This window comes from Flavobacterium celericrescens (assembly GCF_011392075.1).
In the GTDB taxonomy this organism is placed as follows: Bacteria; Bacteroidota; Bacteroidia; order Flavobacteriales; family Flavobacteriaceae; genus Flavobacterium; species Flavobacterium celericrescens.
Map to the genome: position 1 here is coordinate 22,313 of NZ_JAAJBV010000013.1, position 23,094 is coordinate 45,406.

Annotated in this window: 21 protein-coding genes; 12 read left to right on the forward strand and 9 right to left on the reverse strand. The window is 31.4% G+C overall.

Features of this window, described 5'->3' with window-relative positions; genetic code table 11:
• Positions 1-56: 56 nt before the first annotated feature.
• Together G4L40_RS12635 and corA are read right to left on the reverse strand one after the other, a co-directional pair.
• On the reverse strand, positions 57-227 hold the full coding sequence (locus G4L40_RS12635) for a hypothetical protein (protein WP_166237555.1): 171 nt from the start codon (positions 225-227) through the stop codon (positions 57-59).
• A 95-nt stretch (positions 228-322) separates the two neighbouring features.
• Entirely contained in the window at positions 323-1,393 is a 1,071-nt protein-coding gene (corA, locus tag G4L40_RS12640) for a magnesium/cobalt transporter CorA (protein ID WP_166237556.1), read from the reverse strand.
• Positions 1,394-1,464: 71 nt separating this feature from the next.
• On the opposite strand from corA, the gene hutI reads away from it, so the two are divergent.
• Both hutI and crcB read left to right on the forward strand, forming a co-directional pair.
• The gene (hutI, locus tag G4L40_RS12645; RefSeq protein WP_166237557.1) at positions 1,465-2,700 is read left to right on the forward strand and encodes an imidazolonepropionase; all 1,236 of its coding nucleotides are present in this window, start codon (positions 1,465-1,467) and stop codon (positions 2,698-2,700) included.
• A 1-nt stretch (position 2,701) separates the two neighbouring features.
• The gene (gene crcB, locus G4L40_RS12650) at positions 2,702-3,079 is read left to right on the forward strand and encodes a fluoride efflux transporter CrcB (RefSeq protein WP_166237558.1); all 378 of its coding nucleotides are present in this window, start codon (positions 2,702-2,704) and stop codon (positions 3,077-3,079) included.
• A gap of 66 nt (positions 3,080-3,145) precedes the next feature.
• Here the strand turns inward: crcB and G4L40_RS12655 are convergent, their stop codons facing one another.
• Positions 3,146-4,024, reverse strand: a complete 879-nt coding sequence (locus tag G4L40_RS12655; RefSeq protein WP_166237559.1) for a hypothetical protein — start codon at positions 4,022-4,024, stop codon at positions 3,146-3,148.
• A 120-nt stretch (positions 4,025-4,144) separates the two neighbouring features.
• Between G4L40_RS12655 and G4L40_RS12660 the strand changes: the two genes are divergently transcribed.
• Both G4L40_RS12660 and G4L40_RS12665 read left to right on the forward strand, forming a co-directional pair.
• Complete coding sequence (locus G4L40_RS12660) at positions 4,145-5,176, forward strand: formimidoylglutamase (RefSeq protein WP_166237560.1); 1,032 nt, start codon at positions 4,145-4,147, stop codon at positions 5,174-5,176.
• Between the two features lie 78 nt (positions 5,177-5,254).
• Complete coding sequence (locus tag G4L40_RS12665; protein ID WP_166237561.1) at positions 5,255-6,508, forward strand: DEAD/DEAH box helicase; 1,254 nt, start codon at positions 5,255-5,257, stop codon at positions 6,506-6,508.
• 28 nt (positions 6,509-6,536) lie between these two features.
• On the opposite strand, the gene G4L40_RS12670 is transcribed toward G4L40_RS12665, so the two are convergent.
• Positions 6,537-7,838 (reverse strand): tetratricopeptide repeat protein, encoded by a 1,302-nt coding sequence (locus tag G4L40_RS12670; RefSeq protein WP_166237562.1) that lies wholly within the window; start codon positions 7,836-7,838, stop codon positions 6,537-6,539.
• A 57-nt stretch (positions 7,839-7,895) separates the two neighbouring features.
• Complete coding sequence (gene gyrA / locus G4L40_RS12675; protein WP_166237563.1) at positions 7,896-10,445, reverse strand: DNA gyrase subunit A; 2,550 nt, start codon at positions 10,443-10,445, stop codon at positions 7,896-7,898.
• A gap of 255 nt (positions 10,446-10,700) precedes the next feature.
• Between gyrA and G4L40_RS12680 the strand changes: the two genes are divergently transcribed.
• From G4L40_RS12680 to G4L40_RS12705, 6 genes are all read left to right on the forward strand, one after another.
• Entirely contained in the window at positions 10,701-13,250 is a 2,550-nt protein-coding gene (locus G4L40_RS12680) for an ATP-dependent Clp protease ATP-binding subunit (protein WP_166237564.1), read from the forward strand.
• Between the two features lie 80 nt (positions 13,251-13,330).
• The gene (gene rimK / locus G4L40_RS12685) at positions 13,331-14,698 is read left to right on the forward strand and encodes a 30S ribosomal protein S6--L-glutamate ligase (RefSeq protein WP_166237565.1); all 1,368 of its coding nucleotides are present in this window, start codon (positions 13,331-13,333) and stop codon (positions 14,696-14,698) included.
• 32 nt (positions 14,699-14,730) lie between these two features.
• A complete protein-coding gene (locus G4L40_RS12690) occupies positions 14,731-14,913 on the forward strand; it encodes a GldL-related protein (protein ID WP_166237566.1) in 183 nt (60 codons plus the stop codon).
• Positions 14,910-15,425 (forward strand): DUF421 domain-containing protein, encoded by a 516-nt coding sequence (locus G4L40_RS12695; protein WP_166237567.1) that lies wholly within the window; start codon positions 14,910-14,912, stop codon positions 15,423-15,425. Before G4L40_RS12690 ends, G4L40_RS12695 begins: the two co-directional genes overlap by 4 nt.
• A gap of 3 nt (positions 15,426-15,428) precedes the next feature.
• Positions 15,429-16,010 carry a TMEM175 family protein gene (locus G4L40_RS12700; RefSeq protein WP_166237568.1) on the forward strand — a complete coding sequence of 194 codons (582 nt, stop codon included), beginning with the start codon at positions 15,429-15,431 and terminating at the stop codon, positions 16,008-16,010.
• A 3-nt stretch (positions 16,011-16,013) separates the two neighbouring features.
• Positions 16,014-16,376: a DUF1304 domain-containing protein gene (locus G4L40_RS12705; RefSeq protein WP_166237569.1), complete on the forward strand. Its 363-nt coding sequence runs from the start codon at positions 16,014-16,016 to the stop codon at positions 16,374-16,376.
• A gap of 47 nt (positions 16,377-16,423) precedes the next feature.
• Here G4L40_RS12705 and G4L40_RS12710 read toward each other — a convergent pair whose 3' ends face one another.
• Both G4L40_RS12710 and G4L40_RS12715 read right to left on the reverse strand, forming a co-directional pair.
• Entirely contained in the window at positions 16,424-17,464 is a 1,041-nt protein-coding gene (locus G4L40_RS12710) for a PLP-dependent cysteine synthase family protein (protein ID WP_166237570.1), read from the reverse strand.
• Between the two features lie 73 nt (positions 17,465-17,537).
• Complete coding sequence (locus G4L40_RS12715; RefSeq protein WP_207785388.1) at positions 17,538-19,598, reverse strand: S9 family peptidase; 2,061 nt, start codon at positions 19,596-19,598, stop codon at positions 17,538-17,540.
• A gap of 139 nt (positions 19,599-19,737) precedes the next feature.
• Between G4L40_RS12715 and G4L40_RS12720 the strand changes: the two genes are divergently transcribed.
• Positions 19,738-20,061: a YbaB/EbfC family nucleoid-associated protein gene (locus G4L40_RS12720; RefSeq protein WP_166237572.1), complete on the forward strand. Its 324-nt coding sequence runs from the start codon at positions 19,738-19,740 to the stop codon at positions 20,059-20,061.
• Here the strand turns inward: G4L40_RS12720 and G4L40_RS12725 are convergent.
• Both G4L40_RS12725 and G4L40_RS12730 read right to left on the reverse strand, forming a co-directional pair.
• The gene (locus G4L40_RS12725; protein ID WP_166237573.1) at positions 20,054-20,827 is read right to left on the reverse strand and encodes a sulfite exporter TauE/SafE family protein; all 774 of its coding nucleotides are present in this window, start codon (positions 20,825-20,827) and stop codon (positions 20,054-20,056) included. The genes G4L40_RS12720 and G4L40_RS12725 overlap by 8 nt on opposite strands.
• Before the next feature lie 72 nt (positions 20,828-20,899).
• Positions 20,900-21,925 (reverse strand): threonine aldolase family protein, encoded by a 1,026-nt coding sequence (locus G4L40_RS12730; protein WP_166237574.1) that lies wholly within the window; start codon positions 21,923-21,925, stop codon positions 20,900-20,902.
• 47 nt (positions 21,926-21,972) lie between these two features.
• Between G4L40_RS12730 and prfB the strand changes: the two genes are divergently transcribed.
• A protein-coding gene (gene prfB, locus G4L40_RS12735; protein ID WP_166237575.1) for a peptide chain release factor 2 occupies positions 21,973-23,068 on the forward strand; the annotation gives its coding sequence in 2 pieces (ribosomal slippage) (positions 21,973-22,035 and positions 22,037-23,068; 1,095 coding nt in all).
• Positions 23,069-23,094 lie beyond the last annotated feature (26 nt).

Consider the following 23,094-nt stretch of genomic DNA (forward strand, 5'->3'; position numbering starts at 1 on the left):
GTATAAAAAAAGTCCCGATAAATTCGGGACTTTTTATTTTTAAAAACTAGAAAAAATTAATTTTCTGAGTCATTTTGTCTTTTAGCTCTTTTCTCTTTAATCAATTCTATGATAGCACCGCCCAACCAATATTGTACGAAACCTACTAAGAATATCATCAACCAAAAACCGATAGTTAATATGGTTAAGAAAAGTAAAAAACCTAGGTACTGTTGAAATTCAAACATGATTTTTCCGGAATTAATGAATTCTTGTCAAAGATAATGGGAATATTTATTTTGAACAATATAATATTGATTTATTTTATAGATTAATTTTTAATCTAAAACCATTTTTTAATCTTAAAGTAGGTAAACATAAAAATTACTATTAAAATCATTACACCCCAAATTATAAAATAGCCATTCTCCCACTCTAGTTCTGGAAAATTTTTAAAATTCATTCCATACACACCTACAATAAATGTTAAGGGTAAGAAAAACATCGAAACCACCGTTAGGGATTTCATCACTTCATTCATTTTATGATTTTGTGCCGAAAAGAAATAGTTTGATGCGCTATCCAAAGTACTTAAATCGGATTCGATTTGTTCTAACAATTCTAAACATTTTTGATGCAAACGTGAAAAAAAAGAATAATTCTCTTGCTCAATAGAATTAAACACATTGTCATCTTTTATGGTTTTAATCGAATATAAAGAATCTCTAAGTGGAATAATTGAACGTTTCAAGAAATTCAGATTATCTCGGTGCTTTTCTAAATGCTCTAAGGTTTCTGGTTTAGTATTTACTTTGATCGAATTAATCAAATCATCAACTTTATCTTCTTCACTTTCTAGTGTGATGTAAAAGTTTTCAATAATTGCATCTAATAATAAATACAACAGAAAATCAGCTTTCTTTGTTCTTACAATACCCGAATTTGTTCTAATTCGCTCTCTTATATGAGTAAAAAAATCGCTACGCTTTTCTTGAAACGATAATAAAACACTGTCTTTTAATAAAAAACTAATCTGCTCAACACTAATATTATCGGATGCCGCTAATGGCAAAAGAGACTTCACATTAAAGAATAAAATATCACTATATTCTTCTAATTTTGTTCGCTTAATTGTATTTAAAATATCACCAATTATAAAATTATCAGCGCCAAAATCATTTCCAATTTTTTGAATTGCTTCTGCATCATTTAACCCATGTACATTTAACCAGTTGACTTTTTCAATGTCTATATTCTCTTTAATGTCATTAACTAATAATTGATGAAATTCTGTAATATCATCATTATTGTATACAAACAATTGTATTTCTGTTGGTGTATCTTTATGACTACCAGTATATTCTAAAATTACTGGTTGAACTTTTCTTCCTTTTTTATACTTTATTTTTCTCAAAACAAATAAATTTTGACATAAAGATAGGAGTTTTTAAAAATGAGAAGTATTTTTACTCAAATTTATTTTTAATGCAAACATTATTCATCAATATAAAAGAACTTTTACAAGTTAGAGAACAACATGTTGACAAAGTAGCTGGTCCTGATATGTCAGTTTTACCAAAAATTGACAACGCTTTTCTTTTAATCGAAAATAATTTAATTGCCAATTTTGGTGTTATGGAAAATTGTCCAAATCTACCAAATGCAACAATTATTGATGCAACTGGACGTGTTATTTTACCTACTTGGGTTGATAGTCATACACACATTGTTTATGCAGGCAATAGAATACAAGAATTTGTAGACCGAATCAACGGATTAACATATGAAGAAATTGCTAATCGTGGTGGTGGAATTTTAAACTCTGCAAAAAAACTCAACGAAACTTCTGAAGACGAAATTTATGAGCAATCAAAAATTCGATTAGAAGAAATAATTCAACAAGGAACTGGAGCTGTAGAAATCAAATCGGGTTATGGTTTAACAATTGATGGCGAATTAAAAATGCTTCGAGTTATTAAACGTTTAAAAGAAAATTATCCAATTGCTATCAAAGCAACTTTTCTTGGAGCACACGCTTTTCCATTAGACTACAAAGAAAATCATTCAGGGTATATTGATTTAATAATCAACGAAATGCTTCCGAAAATTGCTTCCGAAAATTTAGCAGATTACATCGATGCTTTTCTAGAAACTGGTTATTTTTCTGTAGATGAAACCATAAAAATCATGGAAGCAGGTAAAAAATATGGATTAGAACCAAAAATTCATGTGAATCAATTTACTGCAATTGATGGCATTAAAGCTTGTGTAGAAAATGGTGCACTATCAGTCGATCATTTAGAAATAGTTACGGATGAAGATATTGAGGTTTTAAAAAATAGTAAAACAATGCCAGTAGCTTTACCGAGTTGTTCTTACTTTATTAGTATTCCCTACACGCCAGCTAGAAGAATTATGAACGCTGGTTTGCCATTAGCATTGGCTACCGATTATAACCCTGGAACAACTCCTTCTGGAAACATGAATTTTGTAGTTGCAACAGCTTGTATAAAAATGAAAATGACTCCTGAAGAAGCTATAAATGCTGCTACCATAAACGGAGCATATGCAATGGGAATATCAAACACTCATGGAAGTATTACAAAAGGAAAAAAAGCGAACATATTACTAACACAACCTTTAACTAGTTATTATCAATTGCCATATTCTTTTGGTACTAATCTTATTGATAAAGTAATGGTTGAAGGAAAATTTATTTAATATGATAAAAACAATTTTATTAGTTGGTATTGGTGGTGCTATAGGTAGTATATTTCGCTATTTATCGAGTTGGTTAGCGGCTAAATTCTTTCAAAGTTCTTTCCCGTTGAGCACTTTATTAATTAATGTTTTTGGCAGTTTATTAATTGGTGTATTCATTGGACTATTTTCAAAATATTATCCAGAAAATCATCCATTGAAATTTCTTTTAATTGTAGGCTTTTGTGGTGGATTTACCACATTTTCAAGTTTTGCTTTGGAAAATTATAATCTGTTTCAAAACAATCAGCAACTAACAGCATATCTTTATATTATTGCCTCCATAATTCTTACCATAACAGCAGTAGGAATTGGCAATTATTTATCAAAATTCATATAAAAAAATCCCGATAAGAAATGAACTCATCGGAATTTTATATTTTTAAAAGATAATTTTTGGGGTTAATTATCTCAAACTAAAACTTGTTTTAGAAACTAATTCAGCATTTTTATCGAATACATTCACAAAATAAGTTCCTGCTGCAAAATCTTTTCCTGAAACTTCTTCGTTTACCTGAACTGTTTTATTTTCATATTTTACAGTTGAAATAAAACTATAAGTTAATGTTTTATCACCTGTAGGAATTGTTTTCTTTTCACCAAGAATATTATTTTTACTATCAATAATTTGAACATAATATTCTCTACTACCTGTTTTTGCAATTTGATTTTCTGCGATTAAGAAACTTACTTTCAACTTATCAGCTCTACCAGCTTTGTCTGTTTCAATTTGTTTTCCAGAACTTCTTTCTTTAACAGCTAAAACTTTTAAATTTAACACAGCTAATTTAGAACCTTTTTCTACCGTTTTGGTTAATCCTTCATTTTGAACTAACAAAGTATCATTGAATTTTTTAGCTTCATCCAAAACTACTTTTGTACTATCTAAACTAGAAGTAAGTGTAACATTTTGTTCTTTTAACAATTTATTTTCTGCAACTAAATTGTCCATCTCACCTTTTAATTTAAGGTAAGCTCCTTTATATTTTGCCATAGCAGCTGCATCGCCTTTAGACTTTTCAACTTGCTCTAGCAATTCAACCATTTTTGCTTGTTCAGCTTGCAATTCATCTTTAAGTGCCGTGTTATCAGCAATCATAGTGTCATACTCAGCAATTTTTGCTTTAAGCTCTTCTGCTAATGTTTCTTTTTCTGTGGTTAAACCGGTAACAGTTTCTTTGTTATCTGAAGTAATCTTATAGATGTACCCGACACTTCCTAAAAGAAGTAACGCTAAAACAACGATTGCTGCCTTTAAACCTGAATTGTTTGACTTGTTTTCCATTTGTATTGTAGGTTAAATAAATTAGTTTTTCAAAATTACAACTAAAAAAAGAATTTTATAAAAATATAACGAGTTTTATTTTAAAATAGTACATTTGGGATGCTTATTTTTTAACATTTTATGGAAAACATTACGATTCTAACTCCATTTGAGTTGGCAAAAATTACAAGCCACAGAAGTGGTGAAATTAAATTTGGAGAAAAAATTATTACCGTTCCAAAAGACGTCGATGTTTTTGATTTTATGTCAACTTGTGAAGCTAAATTTGTACTTATTGGAATTCCTGAGGATATTGGAGTTAAAGCTAATTTAGGAAGGACGGGAACAGCATCTGCATATGATAGTGCTTTAAAAAATTTGGTTAATATTCAACACAATAAATTTTGCAAGGGAAGTAATCTGTTAGTCTTAGGACAACTAAATTTTGAAGATGAAATTCAAGCAGCTAAAGATTTAGATTCTAAAAATAAAGAGCATCGTAAAGAGCTTTTCAAACTAGTTGAAAAAATTGATAAAGAAGTTTCTCATATTGTACATCAAATAGTAAAAGCTGGTAAAATTCCAATAATCATAGGTGGAGGTCATAACAATGCTTATGGAAACATCAAAGGATTGGCTTTAGCAAAAGGAAAAGCTGTAAATGCAATTAATTTTGATGCACATACAGATTTTAGAATTCTTGAAGGGCGCCATTCTGGAAATGGTTTTAGTTATGCGTATGAAGATGGTTTCTTAAAAAAATATTTTGTCTTTGGCCTTCATGAAAACTTTGTTTCAAAAAGTGTTTTTAATACTTTGAAAGAGCTTACTTCAAGAGTAAAATTTGTAACTTATGAAGAAGTTGAAGTAAAACGTGAAAAACAATTCGAAGCAGAATTAGAACAAGCTTTAGAATTTATAAAAAATGAGCCTTTTGGGGTAGAACTTGATCTTGATGCAATTCCAGGTATTCCATCAAGTGCAATGACATTAAGTGGCTTTAGTGTTGATAAAGCTAGACACTATATTTATTATATGGGGAAACATCAAAATGCTTCCTACCTACATATTTGTGAAGGAGCACCAGAACTAGATAATTCTATAAACTGCCATTTAACTGGAAAATTAATTGCCTCAATGATTACTGATTTTATGAAAGCGAAATCAGTTTAAAAGCAAAAATCAACTTTATTAAAATTACACTACCTTTGTAACCTTATTGAACATCTTTAATAGGGCAAATAATATTATATGACATTTAACGATTTAAAATTATACAACAATATACAACAAGCCTTGGAAGAAGAAGGATACACAAATCCTACTCCCATACAAGAACAAGCCATTCCTGAAATTTTATTAGGGCAAGATTTAGTTGCTTGCGCACAAACAGGAACTGGAAAAACAGGTGCTTTTGCTATTCCTATCTTAAATTTAATTCATCGCATTGTAGGTTCTGCAAAAAAAACCAAACATATCAGAACACTAGTTGTTACTCCTACTAGAGAATTAGCCATTCAAATTGATGAAAGTTTTAAAACCTATGGAAAATATACCAATGTAAAATCATTAGTAATTTTTGGAGGCGTAAATCAAGTTCCACAAGTAAACGAGCTAAAAAATGGAGTTGATGTATTAATTGCAACCCCAGGAAGGCTTTTAGACCTTCACAAACAAGGTTTTATTGATTTGAATCATATGCACCATTTGGTTTTAGATGAAGCTGATCAAATGCTAGATATGGGTTTCATTAACGATGTAAAAAAAATTATCAAGCTTACACCAGAAAATAGACAAACATTACTTTTTTCTGCAACTATGCCTTTAGCAATAAGGGAACTAGCTGATACTTTTTTAACAAAACCAAAATATATTTCAGTCACACCAATATCAAGTACTGCAGAAAATGTTTCACAAAAAGTCTATTTTGTAAATAAAGAAGACAAACGATTATTACTGAAACAACTGATTATTGAAGAAAGTTTAAGCAATGCTTTAGTATTTACAAGAACAAAACACGGTGCAGATAATATCGTAAAAGTATTAAAGAAAGCACATATAAAAGCAGAAGCCATTCATGGTGACAAATCACAGAATGCGCGTCAACGTGTTCTTGATCAATTCAAAAATAAAGAAATTGATATTTTAGTAGCAACAGATATTGCAGCAAGAGGAATTGATATTGAACAACTTCCATTTGTGATAAACTTTGATATTCCAAATATTTCTGAAACCTATGTTCATAGAATCGGAAGAACCGGTCGTGCTGGAAATTCAGGTTTAGCAATTTCATTTTGTGGCAAAGATGAAAAAGCATATTGGTTAGATATTGAAAAATTAATCCGTATGAAAGTTAAAGTGATTACGAATCACCAATACACTTGGAAAGACGATGAAGTAAATCCCAATGCAAAACCAGATTTAAGAAATAAGAATAAAATGAATCCAAATTCTAATTCAAGAAAATCAGAAGCTTCCAAGAAAAACAAAAAACGCTGGTATTAACCAGCGTTTTTTGTTTAATAAAGTACTTTTATTTTGCTTTTAAAGCTTTGTATTTTTCTGTCATTTCTAAGAAACTATATACTTCCAGAAGATTACTTTTAACAGATTCATTAGCTGAATCTAATTCGTAAGCTTTTTCTAACAATGGTAAAGCTGCATTAAATAATTTAACTCTCTCTGCTTTCAAAGCATTGTATTTTTTTAAATCATTAGCTGATGTGCCTAATTTATTCATTTCATCAACTAACTTAACATCAGGAGATAATTTAAGTGTTGATAAATTTAAGTATGCATTTACATAATTTGGATTTATTTCTAAAACCTTTTTGTAATATTTTTCAGCATCTTCAAGTTGATTTGAATTTTGACTAACTACACCTAAATTAAAAACTAAATCAGCATCATTAGGGTTAATTGACAAAACTTCATTTATTAACTTTTTATAAGTAACTAAATCATTCAACTTCAAATATAAATCGGCTTCAACTAAAATTAAAGAAGTGTCTTTTGGACTTACTTTTCTAGCTTCAGTAATTGCAGTTTTTGCTTCTTCTGTCTTACCTTTTTCTAATAAAAGCATTGCATATGTTTTAAAAATATCTCCTCTTTTAGAAGGTATTTTTTCTTCTCTAGGTAAATTATGCGAACCTATTCTTACAAATGAATCTCTTGTTGCTTTGTCAGAATAAATATCTTCAGTTCCAGTTGATTTATTTTTTGCATAGTAAAGTGTTCCTTCTCCAGTATAGTTAATTGCAATCAATTCCTTATGAAAATCAATTGCTCTATCATAATTATTAGCATTGATGGCATAACTAGCTGCTAAATATAATTTTTCTTGATCATTTTTATCCAATTGGTATATAGAATATAAAATTTCTGAAACTTCATTATATTTTTTCTGACCATCTAAAGCAACTACAAAATCCCAAAACATTGGTTTGTAAGATTGAATGGTTTCATTAATATCATCAGTATATATTTTCTTTCCTGACTTTTTTTCAAAATCTAAAGTTTGATTCAAACCATCAGCTAAAATAGAAATATTTTTTGCACTAATTAATTTTGCCACTTGAGCAGGATTTGGAGTAGCTCCTTGAGAGCTTAGTTCCAAAATTGGAAGCATTACTTTATAAAAGTTAGTGTATACTTTGTCTGATTCTTCAGTTGCAAGAGTTTCTAATGCTGTTAAAGTCGTTTTATACGTTTGAATTTCTTCAGCTGAAGGAGCATCTTTAGCATAAATTTTTTTCAATGTTTTCAACTCATCTTTCTGAGCGAATGTTGCAACTGATAGTAGTAAAGTTGCACTTAAAATTAGTTTTTTCATTTTATGTAAACTTGGTTAAACAAAAGCCCAAAATAAATTTGGGCTCTTTACTCTAATTTATTCTTGTGTATCTTCTGATGTTTCAACATCTGTGCCAGTTTCTGCATCTCCCTCTAATTCTTCTGAAATTTCTTCAGCTTCATCTTCACGAAGTACTTTTGTAACAGCAGCAATTGAATCGTTTCCTTTGATATTAATTAGTCGAACTCCTTGTGTTGCTCTTCCCATTACTCTCAAATCAGAAACCATCATACGAATAGTTAATCCAGATTTGTTTATAATCATTAAATCGTCAGCGTCCGTTACATTATTGATAGCGATTAACGCTCCCGTTTTCTCAGTGATATTTAATGTTTTTACTCCTTTACCACCACGATTCGTAATTCTGTATACATCTTCTCCATCGTCGTCAACTAATTTCGTACGTTTTCCGTAACCATTTTCGGTAACAACTAAGATTTGTGATTCAGCAACTGTATCTTTATCTATAGACACCATTCCAATTACCTCATCTTTATCATCAGCTAGGGTAATTCCTCTAACTCCTGATGCGGTTCTTCCCATTGGACGCGTTTTTTCTTCTTCAAAACGAACTAATTTTCCTGACTTAACCGCTAATAAAACTTGGCTATTTCCGGTAGTTAATTTTGCTTCTAATAATTCATCATCCTCTTTGATAGTTATGGCATTGATTCCATTTTGACGCGGACGAGAATATTGCTCTAAAGGTGTTTTCTTAACTTGACCTTGCTTAGTAGCCATAATCACATAGTGACTATTGATATATTCTTCATCTTTTAAGTCTTGCGTACAAATAAATGCTTTTACTTTATCATCACTTTCAATATTGATTAAGTTTTGAATAGCACGTCCTTTACTTGCCTTTGTTCCTTCCGGAATTTCGTACACACGCATCCAATAACATTTCCCTTTTTGGGTGAAATACATTAAATATTGGTGATTTGTTGCCACAAATAAATGCTCTAAGAAATCTTGATCTCTAGTTCCCGCAGATTTTTGTCCAACTCCTCCTCTATTTTGTGTTTTGTATTCTGATAATGAAGTACGTTTAATGTAACCGGCATGAGAAATCGTAATTACAACACTTTCATCAGCAATTAAGTCTTCGATACTAACGTCACCACCAGAATATTCGATTTGAGAACGACGCTCATCACCATATTTATCTCTGATTTCAGTTAATTCGTCTTTAATTACCTGCATTCTCATTTCTTTACTTGCCAATAATTCTTTCAAGTAAGTAATCAATTTCATTATTTCTTCATATTCTGCACGTAATTTATCTTGCTCTAGACCGGTTAGTTGTCTTAGACGCATTTCAACAATAGCTCGTGCTTGAATTTCAGAAAGTTTAAAACGCTCAATTAAGTTTGATCTAGCTTCATCACCATCTTTTGAAGCTCTAATAATTTTGATTACTTCGTCGATATTATCAGAAGCAATAATTAAACCTTCTAAAATATGTGCTCTTTCTTCTGCTTTTCTTAAATCATATTGCGCTCTACGAACCACTACATCATGACGGTGTTCAACAAAATAATGAATCAAATCTTTAAGATTCAGCATTTGTGGGCGACCATTAACCAATGCAATATTATTTACACTAAATGACGACTGTAGTTGCGTATATTTATAAAGAGTATTTAAAACTACATTTGGAACTGCATCACGCTTTAATTCATAAACTACACGCATACCATTTCTATCCGATTCATCTCGAATATTTGATATCCCTTCGATTTTTTTATCATTCACTAAATCGGCAGTATGCTTAATCATATTTGCCTTATTAACCTGATATGGGATTTCGGTAACAATAATAGCTTCTCTACCGTTAACTTCTTCAAAACCGACTTTTGCACGCATAACAATACGTCCTCTACCTGTTTTGAATGCTTCCCTTACACCTTCATATCCATAAATGATACCTCCTGTAGGAAAATCAGGAGCTTTAATATAGTTTATTAACTCATCAATTTCAATATCATTGTTATCGATATAAGCCAAAGTACCATCAACTACTTCAGTTAAGTTGTGAGGTGCCATATTAGTAGCCATACCTACTGCAATACCCGAAGCTCCGTTTACTAACAAAGTTGGTATTTTAGTTGGCATAACTGTTGGTTCTTGTAATGTATCGTCAAAGTTTAATTGAAAATCAACTGTTTCTTTATCGATATCTGCCAACATTTCTTCCGAAATCTTTTTCATTCTGGCTTCCGTGTAACGCATTGCAGCTGGACTATCTCCATCGACAGAACCAAAGTTACCTTGACCGTCAACCAATAAATAACGCATACTCCATTCCTGAGCCATACGTACCATAGCGTCGTAAACTGAGGAATCTCCATGTGGGTGATACTTTCCTAAAACCTCTCCGACAATTCTCGCCGATTTTTTGTGGGCAGATCTTGAGTTAACTCCCAAATCATACATTCCATAAAGTACTCTTCGGTGAACAGGTTTTAAACCATCTCTAACATCTGGAAGTGCTCTTGACACAATAACTGACATAGAATAATCGATGTAAGCTGATTTCATTTCTTCCTCAATGTTAATAGGAATTAACTTTTCTCCTTCTGACATAAGTATTTATATTAAAATTATAATTATTACTAAAACGTGCCAATATACGGCTTTTTGAACTTTTATAACGCTTTTTTGAAGACTAATTTAGATATTTTATTAACAATTTTGTTTACAAATTGGTTATAAATCAACCTATAAATTCTTTTATTTTCCATTTATTTTTCGTCATTTAGCAATATAGTATGTTTATTAGGTATAGTTTTTGCTTTTACCTATACAATTTTGTACTTTTACTAATATTATTAATGCAGTATGGACGATAATTTTTCACCAAGAGTTAAAGATGTAATTTCCTTTAGTAAAGAAGAAGCTTTGCGTTTAGGTCACGATTTCATTGGCACTGAGCATTTAATGCTTGGTATTCTTCGTGATGGTAATGGAAAAGCGATAAATATTTTAAATAATTTAGCTGTAGACTTATCTCATCTAAGAAAAAAAGTAGAGATATTAAGTCCTGCAAACCCTAATGGCATTCAAAATATTGAAAAGAAAAACTTACACTTAACAAGACAAGCCGAACGCGCACTAAAAACAACTTTTTTAGAAGCTAAATTGTTTAATAATTCAGAAATAAGTACAGCTCATTTACTCTTATGTATCTTAAGAAATGAAAACGATCCTACTACAAAATTATTGAATAAGATTAAAATTGATTATGAAACCGTTAAAGAACAATATACAGCCATGATGACAAACGAAGACGATTACTTAGAAAATTTGCCAAAAGCTGAATCTTTTAATGACGATTCAGGACAAGATGACAGTTTAAAAGATAGCGGTTTTAACAACCCTCCATCTGGAAATAAGACAAATAAAAAATCAAAAACTCCTGTTTTGGATAACTTTGGGCGAGATTTAACCGAAATGGCTGAAGAAGGAAAATTAGATCCTGTTGTAGGACGCGAAAAAGAAATTGAACGTGTTTCTCAAATCTTAAGTCGTAGAAAGAAAAACAACCCACTTTTAATTGGAGAACCTGGAGTTGGAAAATCAGCTATTGCTGAAGGTTTAGCTCTACGAATTATTAAAAAGAAAGTATCGCGAAATTTATTCAACAAACGCGTAGTTACACTTGATTTAGCAAGTTTAGTAGCAGGTACAAAATACCGCGGACAATTCGAAGAACGAATGAAAGCCGTAATGAATGAATTAGAGAAAAATGATGATATCATCTTATTCATTGACGAAATTCACACTATTGTTGGTGCAGGTGGGGCAACTGGATCATTAGATGCTTCTAACATGTTCAAACCAGCATTAGCTAGAGGCGAAATTCAATGTGTTGGAGCTACAACATTAGATGAGTATCGTCAATATATTGAAAAAGACGGTGCATTAGAAAGACGTTTTCAAAAAGTAATTGTAGAACCAACATCTGTTGAAGAAACCATTACAATTTTAAACAATATTAAACCAAAATACGAAGACCATCATAATGTAATTTACACTCCTGAAGCTATTGAGGCTTGTGTAAAACTAACAAATCGCTACATGACCGATCGATTCCTTCCAGATAAAGCGATTGATGCGTTAGATGAAGCGGGTTCTCGTGTACATATTATTAATATTGATGTTCCAAAACAAATTTTAGAATTAGAACGTCAATTAGAAGAAGTTAGAGAATTAAAAAATACTGTTGTTAAAAAACAGAAATATGAAGAAGCAGCTAAACTTCGTGATGATGAAAAACGCATCGAAAAAGATTTAGCAATTGCGCAAGAACAATGGGAAGAAGATTCAAAAAACAACAAAGTAACCGTTACTGAAGACAATGTTGCAGATGTAGTTTCAATGATGACAGGAATTCCTGTAAATCGTATTGCTCAAACCGAAAGTAACAAATTAGCTCACTTACCCGAACTAATTAAAGGTAAGGTAATCGGACAAGATGAAGCCGTTCAAAAAATTGCAAAATCTATCCAGAGAAATCGTGCTGGCTTAAAAGATCCAAACAAACCTATTGGTTCGTTTATTTTCTTAGGTCAAACTGGAGTTGGTAAAACACAATTAGCGAAAGTTATTGCAAAAGAATTATTCGATTCTGAAGATGCGTTAGTTCGTATCGACATGAGTGAATACATGGAAAAATTTGCTATTTCTCGTTTAGTTGGAGCGCCTCCAGGATATGTTGGATACGAAGAAGGTGGTCAATTAACTGAAAAAGTAAGAAGAAAACCATATTGCGTAGTACTTTTAGATGAAATCGAAAAAGCTCATCCAGATGTGTTTAATATGATGCTTCAAGTTTTAGATGACGGACATTTAACAGATAGTTTAGGTCGCAAAATTGATTTTAGGAATACAATTATCATCATGACTTCAAATGTTGGAGCTCGTCAATTAAAAGATTTTGGAACAGGAGTTGGATTTGGAACTGCTGCAAAAACTGCACAAACCGAGGAACATTCTAAAGGAATCATCGAAAATGCTTTAAAGAAAGCATTCGCTCCTGAATTCCTAAACAGAATTGATGATGTAATTGTGTTTAATGCTTTAGAAAAACATGATATCGATAAAATTATTGATATTGAAATGGATAAATTGTATGCTAGAGTTAAAGATTTAGGATATACTTTACAACTTTCTGAAAAAGCAAAAGATTATATCGCTGAAAAAGGATTTGATAAACAGTTTGGTGCTCGACCACTTAAAAGAGCTATTCAAAAATATGTTGAAGATGCGCTCGCTGAAGAAATTATAACTTCAAAAATTCATGAAGGTGATCAAATCTATATGGACTTAGATGAATCAAATCAAGAACTTACAATAGAAATTAAAAAACTAGAAGAACCAAGCTCATAGCTTGGTTCTTTTATTTGGTATAAATTAGTATTCATATCAAAAAAAATACTACTTTAGAATCTTAATTCATACGTTAAAAAATGTTAGACAAAGTTATTGTAGGTAGTGAAGAATGGTGTTCCTTCCCTACTCTAGGAATTCCAACAATTAAAGCGAGGGTAGATTCTGGAGCCAAAACTTCAGCATTACATGCAATTAATATCGTAACTTTTGAAAAAAATAGCGAAAGTTGGGTGAAATTTGACATCAACCCTATTCAAAACAACGCAAAAGCAGTAATCCACTGTGAAGCTCCACTAATTGACAAACGTGTCGTAAAAAGTTCTAGTGGATTTAGAGAACAACGTTATGTAATTAAAACCAAATTAGAAATTGGTGGAAAAACATGGGAAATCGAAGTTACGCTAACAAACAGAGATTCTATGGGATTCCGAATGCTTTTAGGTAGAGAAGCAATGTCTGGAAGGGTTTTGGTTGACCCAGAAAAACGCTACTTATTAGGTCAACCTACAACAGAAAAATTAAAAGAATATTACTATTCATCCGAAGAACCTAAAAAAGGATTAAGAATTGGGCTTTTAGCAAGTAATCCAGAACTATATAGCAATAAGCGAATCATTGAAGCAGGAGAATTAAGAGGACACGAAATGCATTTCTTAAATTTGAAATATTGCTACATGAAATTAGATGCTACAAAACCTGAAATACATTACCGCGGTGGAAAAGTATTGAATGATTTTGACGCAGTAATTCCAAGAATTCGCCCTAGCATGACATACTATGGTTGTGCTTTAACACGTCAGTTTGAAGCCTTAAAAGTTTTTGCTTTAAACAATGCCGCTGCCATTAGCCAATCTAGAGATAAACTTTTTTCATTGCAGTTACTTTTAAATAATGGCGTTGATATTCCAACGACAGGATTTGCCAATTCACCATTAGATACAGATGATTTAATAAAAATGGTTGGTGGTTCTCCATTAATTGTAAAACTATTAGAAGGTACACAAGGAAAAGGTGTAGTTCTTGCTGAAACTAAAAAAGCTGCAGAATCCGTAATTAATGCGTTTAAAAGTTTAAATGCTAACATCTTAGTTCAAGAATTTATTAAAGAAGCAAACGGAAAAGATTTACGACTATTTGTTGTTGATGGGAAAGTAGTTGCTGCTATGCAACGAGAAGCATTACCTGGTGAATTTAGAGCAAATATTCATTTAGGAGGAACTGCATCGATAGTCAAAGTAACACCTGAAGAGAAAAAAATTGCAATTAAAGCCGCAAAAGCAATGGATTTAAAGGTTGCTGGCGTAGATATCATTCGTTCATCAAAAGGGCCTTTACTATTAGAAGTTAATTCATCACCAGGGTTAGAAGGTATTGAAGGAGCAACTCAAAAAGACATTGCTGGTGAAATGATTAAAGCAATTGAGAAAAACTTTAAATGGAAATAATGTCTAGTATAATTCTTTAAATAAAAACTCTTATGAAAAAACAATATGCAATCCCTTTAGTACTATTCTTTTTAGGAATGGCAATCACAATTATTGGAGCTTTATTCAAAATTATGCACTGGCCTGGCGCTAGCATTATTCTAACTTTAGGTATGCTTACTGAAGCTGCTGCTATAATTGTATTAATAACCATTTTATTAAAAAACATGAAATGAATCCATATATTGACATTGTTTTACGAAGTATAGCTGTATATTTTTTCATGATTGCAGCATTGCGAATATTTGGCAAAAAAGAAATTTCGCAATTAAATACTGCCGATGTCATTTTAATACTTTTAATTAGTAATTCTGTACAAAACGCAATGGTTGGCAACAATTCCTCTTTAACTGGTGGATTAGTAGCTGCATTGATTTTATTCATACTTAATTATCTTCTAAAAAAAATAATGTTTACTTCTAAATTTTTTAGACAACTAATTCAAAGTAAACCAGAAATACTGATTCATAATGGAAAAATTGAATTTTCTTCTCTGTCAAGATTAGGAATCACTTCAGATGAAATGCAAGAAGCAATGCGAGAACATGGAATAGAATATTATAAAGATGTAAAGTTAGCTATGCTTGAAATAGATGGTAATATCAGTATTATTTCAGGAAATGAAAATATAAAACAAACGCACCATAAAAGAAAAGTTCATAAAAATCTTGGAACAATAAACTCTTAATGTATGAATAAAAACAGACTTGAAGCCTTTAGTGATGGTGTATTAGCAATTATAATTACAATCATGGTCTTAGAATTTAAAGTTCCAAGCGACACTACCTTTGAGGCTGTCATCAAATTATCTCACAAGTTTTTAAGCTATATTTTAAGTTTTATTTATGTTGGAATTTACTGGAATAACCACCATCATTTAATTCATTCAGCAAAAAATGTAAACGGAAAAATACTTTGGGCAAATTTACATTTATTATTTTGGCTATCATTAATTCCATTTGCAACAGCTTGGATTGGAGAACACCATTTTGCTTCTTTTCCTATGATGTTATATGGAATTGTATTACTAATGAATGCTTTGGCATATTTTATTTTACAAAAATTAATTTTAAACGACCAAGGAAAAGATTCTGCTCTTTCAAAAGCCATTGGAAAAGATTACAAAGGAAAAGCTTCTGTTGTTTTGTATTTAATTGCAGTGTTTATGACCAAATATAGTATTGAAGTTTCTGGAAGTATATATATTTTAGTGGCTTTAATTTGGCTAATTCCTGATAGAAGAATTGAACGTACTTTTAACGAAAACAAATAAAATATGCTCTTAGTTAGTAAAATTATTATTGTCATTATAGCGATATTTCACCTATATTTTTTATGGTTAGAAATGTTTGCTTGGACTACAAAGGCAAAAAAAGTTTTTAGAAGTTTACCAGAAGATTTGTTTGAAAAAACAAAAGTTTTAGCAGCAAATCAAGGTTTATATAATGGTTTTTTAGCTACTGGGCTAATTTGGTCAATATTAATCTCCGATGAAGATTGGAGTAAAAACATTGCTTTATTCTTTTTAAGCTGTGTAATAATAGCCGGGATTTATGGCTATTATTCAACGAAATCCAAAAAGATTTTTTATGTTCAATCTATTCCAGCTATTGTTGCAGTAATTACACTTTTTATATAAAAAAACACCACTAGATAGTGGTGTTTTTTTTATAATCTTACAAAGAATTATTTGATAATTTCAATTTTTAAGGCTTCTTCTCTGTTCACACTATCAAAAAAACCTTGTTCATTCATCCAATCATCACTAAATACTTTACTCATGTATCTTGAGCCATGATCTGGGAAAATAATCACAACTTTACTGTTTGCATCAAATTCACCTTCTTCAGCAAATTGCTTAACCGCTTGGAAAGCAGCACCAGAAGTATATCCTACAAATAATCCTTCTTTCTTTACAATTTCTCTTGCAGTATGTGCACTATCTTCATCAGATACTTTGATAAATTTATCAATAATATCAAAATCTGTAGCAGTAGGAATTAAATTTTTCCCCAAACCTTCAATTCTGTATGGATAAATTTCATCGTTATCAAACTCTTTAGTTTCGTGGTATTTTTTCAAAACAGAACCAAAAGCATCTACTCCTAAAACTTTAATATTTGGATTTTTTTCTTTTAAGAAACGAGCTGTTCCTGAAATTGTTCCTCCTGTACCACTACATGCTACTAAATGCGTAATTTGTCCAGCTGTTTGTTCCCAAATTTCAGGTCCTGTAGAATTATAATGTGCATCTACATTTAAATCATTAAAATATTGGTTAATATAAACCGAACCTTTAGTTTCTTCATGTAATCGCTTAGCAACATTATAGTAAGAGCGTTCATCATCCGCAGAAACGTGTGCAGGACAAACATATACCTTTGCTCCCATTGAGCGCAGCATATCAATTTTATCCTTTGATGATTTTGAACTTACAGCTAAAATACACTCATAACCTTTTATGATACTTACCATTGCTAAACTAAATCCAGTATTTCCGGATGTAGTTTCAATAATAGTATCGCCTGGCTTCAAAATGCCTCTTTTTTCTGCTTCTTCAATAATGTATAATGCAATACGATCTTTTGTAGAATGTCCTGGATTAAAAGCTTCAACTTTGGCATAGAAACTTCCTGATAAAGATTCTGCTACCCTGCTTAATTTGATTAATGGCGTATTACCGATTAATTCCAAAACATTATTATAGGCTTTTATTTCTTCTTTCATAAAAAATAAATTATTTGAGGCAGGTAATTTTTAGTTACCTCAAAACCCTGCAAATTTAACAAAAAAAGTTTAATTACTTCTTAATTTTTTCTAAATCTAATAAAAAAGTAAATTCTTTAGCTAGTTCTTTTAATGCTTCAAATCTTCCTGAAGCTCCTCCATGCCCAGCATCCATATTAGTATCTAAAAATAATTGCTTGTCATTTGTTTTCATGACACGTAATTTTGCAACCCATTTAGCAGGTTCCCAATATTGTACTTGAGAATCGTGCAAACCTGTTGAAACATACATATTTGGATAAGCTTGAGCCTTTACTTGATCATATGGTGAATAAGACAACATATAATCATAGTATTTTTTTTCATTAGGATTTCCCCACTCGTCATACTCTCCAGTAGTCAATGGGATTGTATCATCTAACATTGTTGTAATTACATCCACAAAAGGAACCTGTGCAATTACTCCATTATATAATTCAGGATTCATATTAACAATTGCACCCATCAACAAACCTCCTGCAGAACCTCCTTCTGCATATAAATGTTCTGATGAAGTATATTTTTCGGCTATCACAAATTTTGAACAGTCAATAAAATCGGTAAAAGTGTTAATTTTCTTTAAAAGTTTTCCGTTCTCATACCATTCTCTTCCTAAGTCCTCGCCTCCTCTAATATGAGCGATTGCATAAATAAATCCTCTATCCAATAAACTCAAACGAGTGGATGAAAAATAAGGATCCATTGTAGCTCCATATGAACCATAGGCATATAACAACAATGGATTTTTTCCGTCTTTTTTTATTCCTTTTCTATATACCATTGAGATTGGCACTTTTGTTCCGTCAATTGCGGTTGCCCAAACTCTTTCTTCGATGTAATTGTTCTTATCGAATTTTCCACCCAATACTTCTTGTTCTTTCAATACTTTTTTCTCCTGAGTACTCATGTTGAAATCAATCACTGAAGATGGTGTTGCCATTGATTGGTATCCATAACGAAGAATTTCAGTGTCAAAATCTACATTGGTAGTTGTGTAAGCCGTATAGGTTTCGCTATCAAATGGTAAATAATATTCTCCTTTTCCATTCCAAGGACGAATTTGAATTTTATTCAATCCGTTTGAACGCTCTTCAACTACCAAATAATCTTTGAAAATTTCGATTCCTTCTAATAAAACATCTTTTCTATGTTCAATTAAATCTTTCCAGTTTTCGGCAGCTGTTGCAGTTTCTGGCGTTTTCATTAATTTGAAGTTGGTTGCTTTGTCTTTGTTAGTAACAATATAAAAGCTATCACCATAATGCGAAATCGAATATTCTAATCCACGTGTTCTTTTTTGGAAAATCTTAAATTCACCATTCGGGTTTTTTGCATCTAAAATTTGATATTCAGAAGTTAAAGTACTTGATGAACCAATTACTAAATACTTTTTTGATTTTTCCTTATAAACAAATGTACTAAAAGTATCATCTTTTTCATGAAAAACCATAACATCTGTTGAAGCCTCTGCTCCTAAAGTGTGCTTATAAATTTTATCAGAACGTAAAGTTTGCGCATCTTTACGAGTATAAAACAATGTTTTATTATCACCAGCCCAAGTTGAACCTCCTGTAGTGTTTTCTAATTTAACAGGTAGAATTTCACCCGTTTCAAGATTTTTAATTTGAATTGTATATTGTCTTCTTGAAACCAAATCCACACCATAAGCTACCCATTTGTTATCTTCACTGATGCTTATTCCTGATAGATTAAAATAAGATTGTCCTTTTGCCATTTCGTTGCAATCAAACATAATTTCTTCTTTCGCGTCAAGACTTCCTTTTTTTCTTGAATAAATTGGATAATCTTTTCCAGTTTCATAACGTGTAATGTAATAATATCCATTGTACAAGTATGGTACAGAACTATCATCTTCTTTAATACGTGATTTCATTTCCAAAAACAATTCGTCTTGAAATTGCTTTGTATGCGCTGTAGATTTTTGATAATATTCGTTTTCTTTATTTAGATAATCAATAACTTCTGGATTCTCTCTTTCGTTTAACCAATAATAGTTATCAATCCTTTTGTCTCCGTGTTTTTCTAAAGTTTTAGGAACTATTTTAGCTACAGGAGGAACTATTTTATCTGACATTTTATTTGTTTTATTTTGACTGTAAACTGGAGTAAAAATAACACAACCCAAAAGAAAATACGTGATTTTTTTCATGAAGTTTTACAATAATTATTAACTGCTAATTTACTATTTTTGTCCGAATAAAAAAATAATAATCATGTTTGGAGACCTTATGGGAATGATGGGTAAATTAAAAGAAACCCAACAAAAAGTAGAAGAAACAAAAAAGCGTTTAGACCACGTTTTAATTGATGAAAAAAGTACTGATGGATTACTTGAAGTTACCTTAACAGCTAACCGAAAAATCAAAAATATAACTATTAGTAATGATTTGCTTCAAGACAAAGAAATGTTGGAAGACTATTTAATTAATGTTCTTAATAAAGCTATCGAGAAAGCCACTAATGTTAATGAAACAGAATTAGCAGCTGTAGCAAAAGAAGGTATGCCAAATATTCCTGGAATGGATATGTTTAAATAATTCCCATTCCTAAAGCAATTGCAACTAATAGCAATAAAACAGCAACAAAAAATTGGATAAACTTAAGGGTAACTTTCTTTAATAGTTGGTTACCCAAATATGCGCCAGTAATAGCACAAAGTGTTGCCGAAATCAACAATACTTTATTTTCATACAAGGTATAAGTCGTTATTTTTGAAGCGTAAACACTTAAACGCGTAAAATCAATAAACATCGAAACTACAATTCCTGTAGCGATGAAACTTTCTTTGGACAAACCAGCTTTTATCAAAAATGCACTTCGCAAAGCACCCTGATGTCCAGAAAGCCCACCAAAAAATCCACTTAAAATTCCGCCTAAAGGCAATTTATCTTTTCCAAATTCCAATTTACTTAAGTAAGGAATCAAGTCTAAAAGAGCAAAAATCACTAATAAAATCGCTATGATGAATTTTATGGGTAAAACCTTCCACTCTTTTCCAAATAACGAGTAACTAAACAAGGGTTCTAAATCAGAAATTTGTAATAACAACCACGAACCTAACATCGCAGCAAAAATGGCAGGAATTCCGAATTTTAGTAAAACTTCTTTGTTAGCATGCTTTCCAACTAGGAAAAACTTAAATAAATTATTAGCAAAATGCACAATTCCACACAAACCTATTGCAATATCAACTGGAAAAAACAACATGAAAACTGGAGTTAATAATGTCCCTAATCCAAAACCTGAGAAAAAGGTCAGAATAGCGGTTAAAAAAGCTACTATTGATATGATTATGATTTCCATAAAATTTTTGTTTCAAGTTTCAAGTTTGATTTTATAAATTTCTCTAACTTTTATTAATCTATGTTCCAAAAATTAAAAAGTCAATTTAGAAAACACTTCCATCACATATTCGTGCATAACTTCTTTATAATCTAAATGCGTAACAATACGAAGCTTTCCATGCCCCATTGAACTAATCGCAATACCTTTTTGCTTTAATTTCTCCATAAAAAGTTTTTCATCTACAAAAGGTTGTAAGCCAAAAATCAAAATATTGGTTTCCACAGGTTCTACATTAGCAACCCAAGGCATTTTTTCTAACAAATTGCCTAATTCTTTTGCTCTTCTATGGTCAATTTCTAAACGACTGATGTTATTCTGCAACGCAAATAATCCAGCCGCTGCCAAATATCCAGATTGACGCATATTACCGCCAAAAATCTTACGAATTCTCAAAGCACGATGCATATCTGCTTTACTGCCCAACAAAACCGAACCAACTGGTGCACCTAATCCTTTTGACAAACAAACTGAAATGGTATCAAATAATTCTCCAAACTGCTTTGGATGTTGTTTTTTAGCTACTAAAGCATTCCACAAGCGTGCACCGTCTAAATGGTATTTCAAATTATTTTCAATGCAAACTTGCTTAATTTCTTGTAAAGGTTGTAAATCGTAACAAGCGCCACCACCTTTGTTTGTAGTATTCTCAATGCTTACTAACGAAGTTAAAGGTGCGTGATAAAATTCAGGATCATTGATTCCGTTTTTAACTAAATCAGCTGTAATCATACCGCGATTTCCATCAACTAAACAACATGAAACACCACTGTTAAATGATGCTCCGCCTCCTTCATAATGATAAATGTGCGAGTATTTATCGCAAATTACTTGTTCTCCTGGTTGTGTATGCAACTTAATCGCCGTCTGATTTGCCATCGTTCCTGAAGGAAAAAACAAGGCTGCTTCCATCCCAAATAAGTCCGCCAAAGTTTCTTCTAACTCATTGACTGTTGGGTCTTGTTTATATACATCATCACCTACTTTAGCATTAAACATTACGTTTAACATCTCAACTGAAGGTTTGGTTACTGTGTCGCTTACTAAATTTATTTCCATAGAATAAAAAAGAATACCTATTTTTGTTGTGTAAAACTACAATATTTATGATAAATACAGAACAAGTCAGAGATATTATTGATCGCCTTGGTGCGTTAAGGAGGTATCTTTGACATCGATGCCAAAACGATTGAAATAACTAACGAAGAAGAAAAAACCTTTGCTCCAGATTTTTGGAACAATGCAAGAGAAGCTGAAATTATAGTACGAAACCTACGTTCTAAAAAGAAATGGGTAGAAGATTATAATAAAGGAATGGATCAGGTAGAAGAACTTCAAATTATGCTGGATTTCTTTAAAGAAGGTGCTATTTCTGAAGAAGAAGTAGAATCGTTTTATACCGAAACCATTAATCATATTGAAGATTTGGAATTTAGAAACATGTTATCCGATGAAGGAGATAGCATGAGTGCCGTATTGCAAATCACAGCAGGTGCTGGTGGAACTGAAAGTTGTGACTGGGCATCTATGTTAATGCGAATGTATTTAATGTGGGGCGAAAAACAAGGTTACAAAATCAAAGAATTAAACTTTCAAGAAGGTGATGTTGCTGGAATAAAAACGGTTACTCTTGAATTTGAAGGCGAATTTGCTTTTGGTTATTTAAAAGGCGAAAACGGCGTACATCGATTGGTGCGAATTTCTCCTTTTGATAGTAATGCAAAACGACATACTTCATTTGCTTCAGTATATGTATATCCTTTAGTAGATGATACCATTGAAATTGAAATCAATCCTGCTGATATTGAAATTACTACAGCTCGTTCAAGTGGTGCTGGAGGTCAAAATGTAAACAAAGTAGAAACTAAAGTTCAATTGGTTCATAAACCTACAGGAATTCAAATTCAATGTTCAGAAACGCGTTCACAACACGATAACAGACAACGTGCGCTTCAAATGTTAAAATCGCAATTATATGAAATTGAGCTTAAAAAACAACAAGCCCAACGAAATGACATTGAAGCAGGCAAAATGAAAATTGAATGGGGTTCACAAATAAGAAACTACGTCATGCAACCATATAAATTAGTTAAAGACGTTAGAACTGGAGTTGAGACAAGCGATGTTGACAGCGTAATGAATGGAGAAATTGACAAATTTTTGAAAGGATATCTAATGATGATGGGACAAAAAGAAGAATAAAAAAAGAGGATTAACATCCTCTTTTT